This is a genomic window from Agromyces capsici, from assembly GCF_058349965.1.
This window is the reverse complement of the sequence record NZ_JBYRET010000002.1, coordinates 380,377-395,002: the sequence shown is the minus strand read 5'-3', so window position 1 is coordinate 395,002 and position 14,626 is coordinate 380,377. Positions and strand designations below refer to the sequence as shown.

The window sequence follows — 14,626 nt, the reverse complement described above, 5'->3', positions numbered from 1 at the left end:
CGACGGATGTCGCTCGACGACGCGCCGCGCATCCGGCCCGCGAATGCCGCCGAGTGGCGCGCGTGGCTCGAGGCGAACCACGACGCGGCGAGCGGCGTCTGGGTCGTCACGCGTCGCTCCCCCGAGCCTGGCGGGCGGCCGTTCGCGTACGAGGACCAGGTGCTCGAGGCGCTCGCCTTCGGCTGGATCGACGCGACCACGCGCCGGCTCGACGACGACCACCGCATGCAGTACTTCGCGCCGAGGAAGCGCGGGAGCGGGTGGGCTCGCTCGAACAAGGCGCGCGTCGAGCGGCTCCGGGCCGAGGGCCGGATGGCTCCGGCCGGCGAGGCCGCGATCGCGCGTGCGATCGCGGACGGCAGCTGGAGCCTCCTCGACGACGTCGAGGCGCTCGTGGTGCCCGACGACCTCGGCGCGGCGTTCGATCGCCACCCGGGTTCGCGCGCGACGTGGGAGGCGTTCCCGCCGTCCTCCCGGCAGATGAGCCTCTGGTGGATCCGGCAGGCCAAGCGCCCCGAGACCCGTGCCAGGCGCATCGAGGAGACCGCGCGTCTCGCCGCCGAGGGCATCCGTGCGAACGAGCCGAGGCCGCGCCCCGGCGAGGGCTGATCCGATCGAGCGGATGCCGCGGCATCCGCTGTCGATGAACCACAAGGCGCCACCGACCCATCCTCACGACGCTTGGTGGAATCCGCCGAACTTCTCCCCCATCCGTTGACGAGTCCACAGGCGCTCCGTCAGATTCATGCCACTTTCCGGCGCGACGGGGCGCCGAGGGCCGGATGTCTCGGCCATCCGCCCCGGCTTGCCTCGAGTGGCGGCGCCTCCCGCACCCGTCGGCGCCGTCGTCCTGCACCCCCCGACCCGGGTTCCTTCGGCGTGCCCGGACCACAGGAGACTCAATGACGAGCATCGACCCCAGCACGCACCGGCACGGCGTCGGCGTGCGGATCACCGCCATCGCCGTCACGATCGGGCTCATCGCCCTCGCGGCGTTCTTCCTCCTCACGACCAGCACGATCTCGGCCGGGGCGAAGAGCCTCTCGGACGGCGCCGGACTCGCCGGCGCCGGCTCCGCCGAGCTCGCCGACGGCGCCGAGACCCTCGCCGGCGGTGCCGGCGACCTCAGCGACGGAGCCGCGACCGCGGCCGAGGGTGCGGACGACGTCGCCGCAGGTGCCGCCTCGGCGGCCGCCGGTGCGGCCCGGGTCGAGGCGGGTGCGGCGAAGGCCCAGGACGGCGCGGCGAAGGCTGCCGCCGGCGCGAGCGACCTGGCCGACGGAGCCGGCCGCAGCGCCACGGGCGCGAGCGACGTCTCCGCGGGGGCGAGCCGCGCCGCGAACGGCTCGGCGGCGCTCGCCGACGGCATCAGCCGGGCCGACGACGGCGCGGCGCGGCTCGCCGACGGCGCGGCGCGCACGTCGGCGGGGGCCGGCACGGTCGCCGGTGGCGCCGGGGCCGCGAGCGAGGCGGCCGGCACGGTCGCGGGCGGCGCGGCATCCCTCGATGCGGGCGTGCGCACGCTCGCCGACGGCGCGGCGACGCTCGAGGCCGGCGCGGCCGCGCTCGCCGGCGGCCTCGTGCAGGCCGACGCGGGCGCCGCGGCGCTCGCCGCCGGTGCGGGTCCGCTCGCCGCGGGCGCCGTCGGCGTGCGCGACGGCGCATCGAGCGTCGCCGCGGGGAGCACGAAGCTCGCCGACGGGCTCGGCGCGTTCCACGCCGCCCTGGTGGCGTCGGGTGCGAACGCCGAGCTGGTCGCCCAGGCCGCGGCGCTCCGCGATTCCGCGACCGGGCTCTCGACCGCCGCCGGGGCGGTCTCCGCCGGGTCGACCACGGTCGCCGCGGGCGCGGAGGCCACGCGGGCCGGCCTCGCCGTGCTGGCTCCGGGCGTCCGCGCCGCCCGCGAGGGCGCCGCGATCGTGCACGGGGGCGCCGGGACGCTCTCGGCGGGTGCGGCCGACGCCGCCGCCGGTTCGGGGCGGCTCGCCTCGGGCACGGCCGAGCTCGCGGCCGGCACGAAGCGCGTCGCGGACGGCGCGGCATCCGTCGCCGCGGGAGCGGCGGAGGTCAGCAGCGGCGCCGCGAACCTGCGCGGCGGGACGTCCACGCTCGACGTGAAGGTCGACGAGCTCGTCGCCGGCACGCAGAAGCTCGCGAGCGGCTCGGCCGAGCTGGCGGCCGGCGCCGAGCGGCTCTCGTCCGGCGCGGAGCGGCTCTCGTCCGGGGCCGACGAGCTCGCGATCGGCACCGGGACGCTCTCCGCCGGTGCTCGCGGCCTCTCCGACGGGCTCGACGAGCTCGCCGCGGGATCCTCCGACCTGGCGGTGGGCACGCAGACGCTGGCCGACGGCAGCATCGTCCTGGCCTCCGGCGCGACCGAGCTCTCGGACGGCGCCGCCGACCTCAGCGACGGCAACGGGCAGCTCGCCGCAGGCTCCGCGGAACTGGCTGCGGGAGCGCAGGGCGTCTCCCCCGGCGCACTGCTGCCGTGGATGCTCGTCTTCGGCGCGCTCGTCCTCGCTGCGCTGGCCGCGTGGGCGGCGCACCGCGTCCGGCACAGCCGGGTCGCGACGGCGACCGCCTGAGCGCCGCCGCTCGACGCCGACGACGCGATGGCGCGTCGCTCACCAGAGCGGCGCGCCATCCGAGTCGGTCATCGAACCGGGTCAGCCGCCGGGTCCGCCGTTCCCGTTCCCGTTCCCGTTGCCGTTGCCCGGTCCGCCGCCGTCGGTCGCCCCGCCATCGGTGCCGGTGCCCGCATCCTGCGGAGGCTCGGCCGGGCCGACGTCGGCCGGCGGCGACTGGTCGACGCCCTGATCGCCGTCGTCAGCCCCGCTGCCGTCGGGCGTGGCGCCCGGCCCGCTCACCGGCCCCATGCCGGCCTGGGTGAAGGCGGCCCCGCCGTACTTGGCCGCGGCGACCGACATCACCTCGGGCCACATCCGGTGACGTGCTGTCGCCGCTTGGCCCGTCTGGAAGCGCAGCCCGCGCTGATTGGCCTCGCCGTTCACGCTGACGACCGCGACCGCTGTCGCGACCCTGGAGCTCGCGCCGACCATCCAGGTGTCCTTGGCGCCGTCGGTGGTGCCGGTCTTGCCGATGAGCGGCACGCGCGGCACGGTGGCGGCGTTGGACGCCTGTGCGGTTCCGCTGGTCATGACCGCGCCGAGCGCCGTGTGCATCGCCGCGGCGACCTCGGGGCTCACCGCCTGCGTACAGGTCGTCTTCGGCGGCGTGACGTCCTCGCCGTCGCGGCCCACGATCCGGTCGATCGCGACCGGAGTGCAGGCCAGCCCGTTGTTGGCGATGCCGGCGAACGCGACCGCCATGCTGAGCGGCGCGACCTCGTTCGTGCCGATCACCGACGAGGGCCCCTGCACGAGCGGGTTCCCGTCGGCGCGGTGCACGCCGAACGCCTCGGCGCGCTTGCGGATGTTGCAGAGGTCGAGCTGCTTGGCCATGCCGATGAAGCCGGTGTTGATCGAGCCGATCGTGGACTCCATCGCACTGTAGTTGCCGCCCGACTCGTTCGCGTCGTTCCGCGGATTCCAGTTGCCGGCGAAGTGCGGTCCGAGGCAGCTGTCCTGGAAGACGCCCCAGTTGCTCTTCGGGCTGGAGTCCGCGCGGTCGCCGAGTCCGCGCCCCGAGCTCAGCCATTCGGCAAGGGTGAAGACCTTGTACGACGATCCGGGCTGGAATCCGCGGGAGCCGCCGTAGTCGAAGTCGGTGTTGTAGTTGATGCTCGTGAACTGCGGACCCTGCGCGAGCACGGCCGGGTCCTGGCTGTAGGTGCGGTTCTGCGCCATCGCGAGCACGCGCCCCGTGCCGACCTCGACGCTCGAGATCACGCCGCCCACGTCCCATCCGGGGAAGGTCTGCGGCACGTGCCGGGCGATCGCGTTCTCCGCGGTGTTCTGCAGGTCGAGATCGAGCGTCGTGTACACGTCGTACCCGCCCCGGCGGAAGTTCAGCAGCCGGGTCGCCTCGTCCTCGCCGAAGATCGGGTCGTTCTGCAGGATGTTCTTGACGTAGTCGCAGAAGTACGCGCTGCCGGCCGCGGTCTGGCATCCGGTGCTGGGTTCGGTGATCACCGGCTGCACGGGCGTGGCGATCGCCGCATCGAACTCCTCCTGCGTGATCTTCCGCTCCTCGAGCATGCTGCGCAGGATGTAGTCGCGCCGGCCGGTGTTCGCGGCATAGCCGTTCGCCGCGCCGTTCGACTCGCTGTTCGGCTGGTCGAGCCGGAACTTGCCCGGGTTGTTGACGATCGCCATGAGCGAGGCCGCCTGCGGCAGCGTCAGGTTCGCCGCCGACGTGTTGTAGTAGTAGTTCGCCGCCGCCTCGATGCCGTACACGGTTCCGCCGAAGCCGGCGATGTTGAGGTAGCCGAGCAGGATCTCGCTCTTCGTGTAGCGCTTCTCGATGCCGATCGCGAGCCGCATCTCCTTCAGCTTGCGGTCGATGGTGGTCTCGGTCACCGCGTCGTAGCAGCCGTCGCGCTCCTCGATGCTCGTCGCGTCGCGCTCGCACTCCTGCACCCGAACGTTCTTCACGTACTGCTGGGCGATCGACGAACCGCCCTGCGTCTCACGGCCGGTCGCCGTGGTCGCCGCGGCGCGGACGGTGCCCTGCAGGTCGACCCCGCTGTGCTCGTAGAACCGCGGATCCTCGCCGGCGATGGCCGCGTCCTTGACGTACTGGTTGATCTGGTCCCAGCCGACCTCGACGCGGTTCTGGTCGTAGAACGACGCCAGCAGCACGACCGAGCCGTCGGAACGCGTCGCGTAGATGTTGCTCTTCTCGGAGAGCTCGCCGATCTCGAGGTAGCTGGGCAGGTTCTCGAACATCGAGATCGTGCTGGAGGTCGCGACGCCGACGGCGGCGATCGCCGGGGTGATCGCGACGGTCAACAGGGTGGCCGCCGCCGCGCTCGCGGCGACGAGGCCGACGAGCCCGCCGACGACGCCCACGGGCGTCCGCGTCTCCTGGAAGTCGCGACTGCGCTTGTTCCGGAACTGGGGCTCCATCGACCACCTCCGACCAACCTGCGATCCGCCCCCTCGGCACCTGATCGGAGGGGTTCGGCCCGTGTCCCTCGCACTCCATGCAACATCAGCGACGGGCCGTTGTCCAGCCGGTCCCCGGCCCGCCGCGGGAACGGCGCGCAGCGCGTGGAAGTCCCCACGGCGACCTCCGACCGCGTCGTCGGCGACGAGACCCCGGGCCCTCGTGGCCGGACTCGGCGATTGAGGTTTGATCCCTGCGCTGCCAGTGATTGGATGAACCTCATGGATGCCAGTCGTGCCGCGCAGCCGGATCTCCACGCGCGCAATGACCACGGTGCGGCGGGGCGGGTGACGCCGTGAACACCGCCGCACTGAAGGAGACGTGGGCGCTCGCACAGAGCCTCGGCGACGAGGTGCCCCTGTTCTTCTATTCGCACCTGTTCCTGTCCCACCCGGAGTTGCGGAGCATGTTCCCGGTGTCGATGGCGACGCAGCGCGATCGGCTCGTCGGTGCGCTCGGCCGGATCGTGTCGAGCGTCGACGAGCTCGACGAGGTGGTCGACTTCATCCAGCAGCTCGGTCGCGATCACCGGCGCTTCGAGGTCGTGGCGGCGCACTACAACGCGGTCGGCGCGTCCCTGCTCGCGACGCTGAAGCACTTCCTGGGCGAGCGTTGGACGGACGAGGTCGCGGCGGACTGGGCCGAGGCCTACGGCATCATCGCCACGGTCATGGTCCAGGCGGCTGAGGCATCCGAGGAGACCAGTCCGGCATCGTGGGCCGGCGAGGTGATCGCCGTGGAGCGGCGAGGGATGGAGATCGCCGTCCTCCAGGTACGCCCGCAGCCCGAGCTGCCCTTCCTTCCGGGCCAGTCCATTGCCGTGGAAGTGCCGGCCCGGCCGCGGCTGTGGCGCTACCTCAGCCCGGCCAACGCGCCGCGGGCCGATGGCACGATCGAGTTCCACGTCCAGATGGTCGCCGGCGGTCAGGTCAGCAGCACGATCGTCCGCTCCCTCCAGGTCGGCGAGACGATCCGGCTCGGTGCCCCCGTGGGTCAGGAGCTGACCTTGAACGAGGAGGAGCGGCATCGCGACCTGATCATGGTCGCCGGCGGCACCGGCCTGGCTCCGCTTCGATCCCATTTGGAGCGGATCGACCAGGAGTGGCAGTCGACCGGCCGGGCTCCCCGGGTCCGGCTGTTCCACGGGGCGCGGTTGCCGTGGAACCTGTACGAGCATCGGCTGCTCCAGAACCTCTCGGGCCGGCCGTGGTTCACCTACACTCCGGTGGTCTCCGACGACCCCAGCTACCCCGGCCGGAAGGGCCTGGTCGGCGATGCCGCCGCCGAGGGCGGGCCGTTGCACGGGCTGCTCGCGCTCGTCTGCGGTTCACCCGAGATGGTGCGGCACACGGTCTCCCGTCTCCGGGCCGGCGGGATCGCGCACACGGACGTCCGCTTCGAGCAGTTCGCGACCCTCGACGAGGACAGTCACGACCTGCACCACCACACCCATGAATCGCAGCAGTCTGGGCTGCCGCAGAGCGAATAGGGGACCACGCATGGAGCAGAACGGGACCGCCCCCGACCACGTTGCCGACACGCCCGGCGGCACCGCACCTGAGGATGCGCTGGCCGACGCGGTGAGCCGCCTGCCCGACCCCCGCACGGTGGACTTCACGATGAAGATGCGGGGCGGCGCATACGACCGACTCGAGATCGACACGTTCATGGGTCGGCTCTCGCAGGCCATCGGCGAGATCCAGACCGCCGCGTCGCGGGTCCGAGACGAGCTCTCCGCACTCCGGGCCGAGAACGCCAAGGTCGGCACATCGGGCCCCGAGTCCGAGGACGAGATCACGGCAGGTGCGGTCGGCCTGCTCACGCAGGCCCAGCTGATCGCCGACAAGGCGGTCGCCGACGCCGAGCAGTACGCCCGTGACCTGGTGCTGACCGCTCGCAACCAGTATCGCGAGATCCTGGAGCGCGCCGAGAGCAGTGCCAGCCAGGCGACCGCGACGATGCCGGCGCAGCCTGGTCCGCCCGTGCCCGAGATCGAGTACGTGCGAACCTACGCCCAGGTCGCGCAGATCCAGTTGCGATCGGTGCTGGACGCCCTCACCGAGCAGGTCGACCGCCTCGGCAACCTCCCCCAGCCCACAGGCGAACCCGCGCCGCAGGCCGGCGCGCAAGCGGACTCCGACGAGGGCCCCACCGGCGAACCGGACTGGACGCCCTCGACGGCGAGCTCCGACGGCGATCAGTCGGACCGGACGCCCTCGACATCGACCCCGCCCGGCGGGCAGTCGGGCTGATCGGCGCTTCCGGCCGGGATGGCGTCGAGCTCCGCCTCGCGGTGCTCGACGCCATCCCGGCCCGGATTCACGCGGCGACGGTGGGCGGGTTCTGCGCCCAGAGATCCGGGCCGAACACCTCGTAGTTGATCCGCTCGCTCGGGATGCCGCGATGGATGAGGGTCTCGCGCATGCTCCGCATGAACGGCAGCGGGCCGCACATGAAGACGGTCGCGTTGCTGGGCAACTCGACGGCGCTCAGATCCATGAAGCCCGAGTGCGCGGGGTGCAGTGTCGGTGCCTCCGACGCAGCCTCCTCGTACCAGTTCTGCGCCTTGGCATCGCTCATCGCGAGCACCTGGCGACGGAGTGACGAGTAGAGCGCGTGCGTGTCGTGGCTGCGGTCGGCGTGGAACAGGCGCACCGTCCGCTGCGGCTGGCGACGCGAGAGGTCCTCGAGGATCGCGGCGACCGGGGTGATGCCGATGCCGGCCGAGACGAGCACGAGCGGGGCATCGGATTCGTCGAGCAGGACGTCGCCCGCCGGCTGCGAGACGTCCAGGATGGCTCCGGGCTGCGCGTTCTCGTAGAGCCAGTTCGACACCTGGCCGTCGGGGGCCCCGTCCACGCCGCGCACCCGCTTGATCGTCACGCGCAGCGAGTCACCGCGCGGGCCCGACGAGATCGTGTACTGGCGCGGCTGGCGGGATCCATCGGGAAGGTCGACCGCGATCGCGACGTACTGCCCCGTGTGGTGCGAGGGCACCACGCCGTCGACGGGAACCATGAGCAGCGAGAAGACGTCGTCGGCCTCCTCGAACCGTTCGACGACCCGATACCGCCGCCACGGCTGCTCGGGATCCGTGCCACCGAGTGCGTAGAGCTTGGCCTCCTCGGCGACGAGTGAGACGCCGAACAGCCAGTACACCTCATCCCAGGCGTTGTGCACCTCCGGGGTGACCGCGTCGCCGAGGACGGTGCCGACGGCCTCCAGCAGGTACTTTCCGACGATCGTGTAGTCCCGCGCCTTGATGCCGAGCGACACGTGCTTGTGCGCGATGCGCTGCATCACCGGGGTGAAGTCGGGTGCGTCGGGATCGATCAGGTGCACCGCGAACGCGACGACGGAGGCCGCAAGCGCCTTCGGCTGCTCGCCGATCGCCTGGTTCGCTCGGTTGAAGACCCGCAGGAGTTCCGGGTGCGCGGCGAACATCGCCGGGTAGAACTCACGGGTGATCGCCTCGGCGTGCTCGGCGACGACCCCGGCGGTGGCGCGGACGATCGCTTCAGACTCCTCTGAGAGCTGCATGGTGTTCCTTTCCGTTCGCGGACGCGTCGCTTCGAGTCTGGCGCCGCGGTCACCCGACGCGCCAGTCCGTTGCACCGGAGAAAATCGCCGCGGTCGACCTCGGGTCGGGCAGGCGCCTGTGCTGGATCGACCCCTCGGCACCTGCCGGTCGTCCTCGCCTAGGATCGCCATGTGCCTCGTCGTGTCGGAGATTTCCGCGGCCTCTCGCAGCCGAGTCGCATGCGGCTCCTTCGCGCCATCCAGCGTGAGCCGGGCCGCCGCGCGAACGAGCTGGCAGACGAATGCGCGATGCCGGTGAACACCGCCCGCGATCACCTGCGCGTGCTCGAAGTCGAGGGCCTCATCCGCGGCGAGCCTCGGCCGACCGGCGGGCGCGGGCGTCCGCCACTGGTCTTCCATCCGGTGCGAGACGCGGCGTCGAACAGCGCCGCGCGCGAACGCGTCGCTGCCGCACGACGTCGCGGCACGCTCCTGCGCTCGGCGACCGGAGTCCCCGACGCCGACGACGACGCCGACGCACAGCTCGACGTGCTCTACGAACACCTCGATGACGTCGGCCTCGAACCCGTCATCGACGAAGAAGCCCTGACGATCGACCTGACGCCATGCCGTTTCCACGACCTCATCGACGCCGATCGAACGAACGTGTGCGCCATGCACGCCGGTCTCGTTCGCGATGTGCTGCGCCAGGTCGACGGGCCGCTCGCGCTTCATCGACTCGATCCATTCGTCTCCCCGCACCGGTGCCGGATCGCGCTGGAACGACGGGAACCGGGCGTCGATTCCGGCGCACCTGCTCCCACCGGCTCCACGCTCGCCATCACCGCCCGAGGGTCGGGGTGACGTCGCCCGAGCCCTCCTCCATGGTGTGGCGCAGTTCCACCGGTCACCCGTCGGTATCGAACACGATCGAATCGAAGACCGCTCGCGCCTCAGCGGTCAGGTCGGGATCGACCGGCCTGAATTCGCCCACCGCGATCAGTGCGAGCTCTCCGTTCACGTCGAGGACGCGCTCAGTCTCCCGCTCGGTCTCGTGCTCGTACACTCGGCCGCATTGGGGAATGTCCGAGTGGAGGCAGAGGCGCTCATGATCGCACTCGGTGAAGTCCACGCCGCTCTCGACGGCGTAGTCGAACTCGAGCCCGGAGAAGTCGCCCATCGTGACCTCGACGGCGGGCGTGGTCACCGTCGAAGTCTGCGCCGCCATCGCCTCGACGAAGGCTCCAGGGGTCGGTTCGATCTCGACGAGCGTGCCCTCCCACGTGCAGCCGTCCGGTGGCACGTAGAGCGGCCTGAGAAAATTGACGAAAACGGCCCATTCACCCGCTTCCTCCTTCAGGACTCCCCAGCCGAACGACTGCCAGCCATCCGGGACGGTGATCTCGAAGGGCACCGTGAACCCGGTGACGAGGTAGGTGCCGGCGTCGAGCTCGCCGCTGTCGGGCAGCGGTGCGACCACCGGAGCCGCAGCGCTCGATACGGGGGGCGGCGCCGAGGCGGCGGTACAGGCCGACAGGCCCATGCACGCCAGCACGACGACGACGAGACCCGCCCGACGCGCGTGCGCGGCGGAGCTGCGGTGGGAACCGCGAGTAGAGGTCCACATGTCACGTCCTTTCGTTCGATACCTGCAGCGGATGACTGCTCGCTCAGTGAAGGACGCACTGGTATCAACAGGGTACCGACGCGGGTCGAATCGGTATCAGTGCGGTACCAGGCGTCTTGACGGATCTCCGCGTCGGGGTGACAGTGGCGTCATGGAGGTGCGCGTTCTCGGAACGCTGACACTCGACGACGGTCGGATTTCGCTGGCTCCGCGTGATCGTGCGGTGATGGGTGCGCTCACGGTCCGACTGGGTGAACCACTGCCGGCCGAGTCCATCGCGGCAGCGCTCTGGGGTGACGAACTGCCGGCTTCGTGGCCGAAGGTCGTTCAGGGATGCATCATGCGATTGCGTCGGCTCGTCGCCCCCGTTCAGATCGAGACGACTCCCCTCGGCTACCGATTGGACGAGAAGTCCGTGGAGGTCGATGCCGAGCGGTTCGAGGAGCTCGTCAGGCGCGGAACGCAGCAGCTCGAGCTCGGTGAGCCCGAGCGCGCGGCACACACGTTCTCGGAAGCGCTCGCCCTGTGGCGAGGCGAGGCCTTCGTCGACCTGCTCGATTGGCACCCTGCGCGGATCGCGTCGGGTCGTCTCGCGGAGATGCGTCTCGGGGTCGAGGACCAGATCCTGGACGCGCGGCTCCAGTCGGGCGAGGTTCGCGAGGTTGCCGCAATGGCGCGCGCCCGCGTTGCTGAGGCGCCGTTGCGGGAGCGGCGCTGGGTGGTCCTGAGCTTGGCGCAGTATCGCCAAGGTCGACAAGCCGAGGCGATCGAGACCGTGCGCACGGCGCGGGGCCTCCTCGCTTCCGAGCTCGGACTGGACCCGTGCGTGGAACTTGCCGAACTGGAGCAGGCGATCCTGCGACAAGATCCCGCCCTCCTGTCCGATCGGACATTCCGCGCCGCGAGCCGTGAGTGCCCGTACTTCGGCCTGCCGCCCGCGGGCGTCGGGGATGCCGAACGGTACTTCGGCCGCGAGAGGGAAACGTCCGAGGCGCTGGCGGCGCTCGAGGAGCACGGCGTGCTGCTCGTCGCGGGCTCCTCCGGAGTCGGCAAGTCCTCGTTCGTGAGTGCCGGCATCGGTGCCCACTTCATCGCGCAGGGCAGGAAGGTCACGATCGTGACACCGGGCGAGCATCCCATCGACGCGCTTCGGGATCTCGATCTCGTGGCCGGGGAGTCGCTCCTCATCGTCGACCAATGCGAGCAGGCGCTCGCCGCCGGAGATCCCGTCGAAACCCGGGAATTCTTCTCCGTCCTCTCGCAGGCGGTCTCGCGCTGCACGATCATCATCGCGATCCGCGCCGACCGTCTCGGAGACCTCGCAGAGCATGAAGGCTTCCCAGGACTCATCCAATCGCACCTGCTCATGCTCACCGCGCTCGGGCAAGACGGACTCCGCGCCGTGATCGAGAAGCCCGCGGAGCAGGCGGGGCTCATTCTGGAACCGGGCCTCGTCGAGATCCTCGTGCGCGACGCCGACGGCCGAACGCTCCCATTGCTCTCTCACGCCCTGCGTCAGGTGTGGTCGCGTCGTGAGGGGCGCGTCATGACCGTCGACGGCTACCGGGAATCCGGTGAGATCGACGGTGCCGTCGCGAAGACCGCGGAAGAGGTGTTCGCCACCCTCCCGGCCGACGGCGCCCGCCGACTGCGCGACATCCTCCTTCGGCTCGTGGAAGCCTCCGCCGACGGCGCCGTCGTCGCTCGCCGCGTGGAACGCTCCCGCGTCGCGATCGACGATGCCCATGCGGAGATCATCGATCGGCTGGTCGATGCACGCCTCCTCACGACCGATGCGGACTCGGTGCAGCTCTCCCACGAGGCGCTCGCGCGAGAGTGGCCACGGCTCAAGGAATGGCTCGCCGACGACGTGGAGGGCCAGCGCATCATGCGGCACCTGGCGGCTTCGGCCAGCGCTTGGGATGCGATGGGACGACCGGAGAGTGAGCTCTATCGCGGTGCCCGACTGACCGCGTCCCAGCACTGGCGGGACGCGGTGGGGCCGGCACTCACGGCGATCGAGCGGGACTTCCTCGAGGCCTCCGCCGCGCATGAGACAGCAGGGCTCGCGGCCGCCCAGGATCAGCTGCACAAGGAGCGACGCATGGTGCGCCGACTCACTTGGGTGTCCGCCGGCGCTGTCGGTCTGGCGATCGTCGCGGTCGCATCCGGTCTCGTCGCGGGCTTCCAGGCGAACCTCGCAGACGAGCGCGCGACGGTTGCGGAGGCTCGCCGGGTCGCAGCGCTCGCGCTCGAGGAGCCGGACCTCGATCGAGCGCTGCTGCTGGCCGTCGAGGCCATCCAGCTCTGGGACAGTTCCGAAACGCGGGTGAACCTCGTGCGCGTCTACTCGCGCGCCCCCCGCGCCACGAGCGTCGTTCGCATCCCGGACGCTGGAGTGGGAGTCGTGAGCATGTCGCTCGGGGAGGACGGGACGCTGGCCTCGGTGATCGACGGCGACGAGGATCTGCGGCTGTTCGATCTCGGCCGGCGATCACAGGTCGGTGAGTACTCGCCGTTCGCCGCGACGGTGCTGACCGCGGCGGTCGAACCGCTCTCGGGCGCCGTCGCATTCAGCGAGATCGCCTGCGCCGGTACCCAATGCGGTCGCCCGCGATTGGGAATGCTCGACATCGCGAACTCGGGTCGGTCCGGGTTGACGACGTATGAGGGCATGGTCGGATCGGCGATCGACGTCGAGTACTCGGTCGACGGATCCCTGTTCGCGGCGGTCGCGACGACACCGTGGTCCGATTCGTCGCCGGACGTCGCCATCTGGCGTGTCGGCGCTCAGGACCTGACCGCCCCGATACTCCTCGATCTGGACGTGAGGAGTTCCGATCCGAGCACCCCGTCCGTGCTCGGCGAGCGTCTCGGTGCGGTGAAGTTCTCTCCGGATGGATCGCGGCTCTACGTCAGCGGCTTCGGACCGACCGTCGTGTTCGAGACTTCCTCGGGCAGGGAGCTCGGTCGATTCGGCGGCGACGGGCTTCTCGCCGCCAGCCCGGACGGCCGACGGATCGCGGTCCGAGATGGCCTGCTCGCGGTGCGGATCATCGACACGTCCACCTCGACATCCGTCCCCGTCCCGCTGGCGTTCCTTCCCACCGCAGCCGACTTCAGTCCGGACGGTGTCCAGCTCGCCATCGCCGCCGGCACTGCCATCGTGGTGGCTGAGACCGACACGGGCGACATCGTGGAGATGCTCCGCGAACATGACGGTGCGGTCACCGCAGTCGAGTTCGGGCCCACCGGCGAGCTGGTGACTGCCGGAGCGGATGGCGCGATCATCACCTGGGACCTGGGCGACTGGTCGGCGGATTTCCGCATCGAACGGCTCGTACGGCTGGGCGCGTTCAATGAGTTCACCGAACGCACCGTCGCGGTCGAACGCTTCGACGGCAGCACGCAGGTGGTCGTCGCCGAACCCGCGGTCTGGGAGGAACGAGCGTGCCGGGTAGCGGGGCGAGTACTCACCGTGCAGGAGTGGGCGGAACTGTTGGGCGCCCGGCCGTACGCTCCGGCATGCAGAGAGTGAGCTCGGCCGCGCATGACCGTCGGCCGGGCGCGAGGAGCCGACCACGCCGGCGAGGAACGCCGGTATCACGCACAGAGCGCCCGACCAGCGGTGTACCGGGACCCCGTGGCGAGCGGGTCCCGGTGATCCGGTCGTCGACCTGACCGCGGGCCGCCGATCGCTTCTCACCCTCGGCGCCGCCACCACCGGGAGCGGGACGTCTGCGCATCCGGACGCTCTCGCGCTTCCTCGGCCCCGCGCCGTCGATCGTCGCGGCGCTCACGCCATGCACGGACCTCGCCGTCGACATCCCGGGTCGGTGTCACGACGGGCGGCCCGCCCAGCAGCTGTCGGCGCGCCTCGATCACGCGCCGGTTGAAGTCCTCGACCGCCTCGCGGACCTCGGATTCGCGCTGCATCCGGTCCAGTCGCGCCTCGAACTCGGCGTGCTCGACGCGCAGGGTGAGCGCTGGCGGCCCCAGTCCGGTCAGCTGCTCGCGCTCGATCTTGCGACGGATCCACCAATCCGCGTCGTACCGACCCGTCAGCCCCTCGAGCGGCTTTCCCGCGCCGGGGAGGTCGTCGAACTCGCCGCGCCGGATGGCCTGCTGGATCACGTTCTCGACGTACGCCGCCCGCTCGGCCGCCGTGGACCAGCGGGCTGCATCGGGCGGGATCTCGGCTGCGTCGGGTTCCTCGCCGCGGGCGAGCGCCTCCTCACGGGCGAGACGGTCGTGCCGATACTGCCACGCCGCGCGCTGGGGATCCTCGCTCATCCTCGACCTCCTCGCGGCGACGGGCATCCGTCTTCCACGATACGTCGCCGGGCATCGGCGGGCGGGCTCCGGAACGAGTGGGCTCGGCGACGTGAGTGGACCCGCCGCGGCGCTCCTCTT

The 14,626-nt window shown here is 71.2% G+C and carries 10 protein-coding genes; 6 read left to right on the top strand and 4 right to left on the bottom strand.

All coding sequences use genetic code 11. The annotated features are described in order from the left end of the window. The first annotated feature begins 6 nt into the window (after positions 1-6). A complete protein-coding gene (locus AC3RKB_RS15630; RefSeq protein ID WP_491437175.1) occupies positions 7-609 on the top strand; it encodes a YdeI/OmpD-associated family protein in 603 nt (200 codons plus the stop codon). 293 nt (positions 610-902) lie between these two features. Next, a complete protein-coding gene (locus tag AC3RKB_RS15625) occupies positions 903-2,585 on the top strand; it encodes a hypothetical protein (protein ID WP_491437174.1) in 1,683 nt (560 codons plus the stop codon). A gap of 81 nt (positions 2,586-2,666) precedes the next feature. Here AC3RKB_RS15625 and AC3RKB_RS15620 read toward each other — a convergent pair whose 3' ends face one another. After that, positions 2,667-5,027: a transglycosylase domain-containing protein gene (locus tag AC3RKB_RS15620; RefSeq protein ID WP_491437173.1), complete on the bottom strand. Its 2,361-nt coding sequence runs from the start codon at positions 5,025-5,027 to the stop codon at positions 2,667-2,669. A gap of 335 nt (positions 5,028-5,362) precedes the next feature. Between AC3RKB_RS15620 and AC3RKB_RS15615 the strand changes: the two genes are divergently transcribed. Both AC3RKB_RS15615 and AC3RKB_RS15610 read left to right on the top strand, forming a co-directional pair. After that, positions 5,363-6,556, top strand: coding sequence for a globin domain-containing protein (locus tag AC3RKB_RS15615; protein ID WP_491437172.1), 1,194 nt, complete (start codon positions 5,363-5,365; stop codon positions 6,554-6,556). Between the two features lie 10 nt (positions 6,557-6,566). Continuing rightward, entirely contained in the window at positions 6,567-7,319 is a 753-nt protein-coding gene (locus tag AC3RKB_RS15610; protein ID WP_491437171.1) for a DivIVA domain-containing protein, read from the top strand. A 67-nt stretch (positions 7,320-7,386) separates the two neighbouring features. On the opposite strand, the gene AC3RKB_RS15605 is transcribed toward AC3RKB_RS15610, so the two are convergent. After that, entirely contained in the window at positions 7,387-8,607 is a 1,221-nt protein-coding gene (locus AC3RKB_RS15605) for a globin domain-containing protein (RefSeq protein ID WP_491437170.1), read from the bottom strand. A 171-nt stretch (positions 8,608-8,778) separates the two neighbouring features. Between AC3RKB_RS15605 and AC3RKB_RS15600 the strand changes: the two genes are divergently transcribed. Then, positions 8,779-9,450, top strand: a complete 672-nt coding sequence (locus AC3RKB_RS15600) for a helix-turn-helix domain-containing protein (RefSeq protein WP_491437169.1) — start codon at positions 8,779-8,781, stop codon at positions 9,448-9,450. Between the two features lie 43 nt (positions 9,451-9,493). Here the strand turns inward: AC3RKB_RS15600 and AC3RKB_RS15595 are convergent, their stop codons facing one another. Continuing rightward, positions 9,494-10,129, bottom strand: coding sequence for a hypothetical protein (locus AC3RKB_RS15595; protein ID WP_491437168.1), 636 nt, complete (start codon positions 10,127-10,129; stop codon positions 9,494-9,496). Between the two features lie 235 nt (positions 10,130-10,364). Between AC3RKB_RS15595 and AC3RKB_RS15590 the strand changes: the two genes are divergently transcribed. Next, positions 10,365-13,751 (top strand): nSTAND1 domain-containing NTPase, encoded by a 3,387-nt coding sequence (locus AC3RKB_RS15590; RefSeq protein ID WP_491437167.1) that lies wholly within the window; start codon positions 10,365-10,367, stop codon positions 13,749-13,751. A 164-nt stretch (positions 13,752-13,915) separates the two neighbouring features. Here AC3RKB_RS15590 and AC3RKB_RS15585 read toward each other — a convergent pair whose 3' ends face one another. After that, on the bottom strand, positions 13,916-14,506 hold the full coding sequence (locus AC3RKB_RS15585; protein WP_491437166.1) for a DnaJ family domain-containing protein: 591 nt from the start codon (positions 14,504-14,506) through the stop codon (positions 13,916-13,918). Positions 14,507-14,626 lie beyond the last annotated feature (120 nt).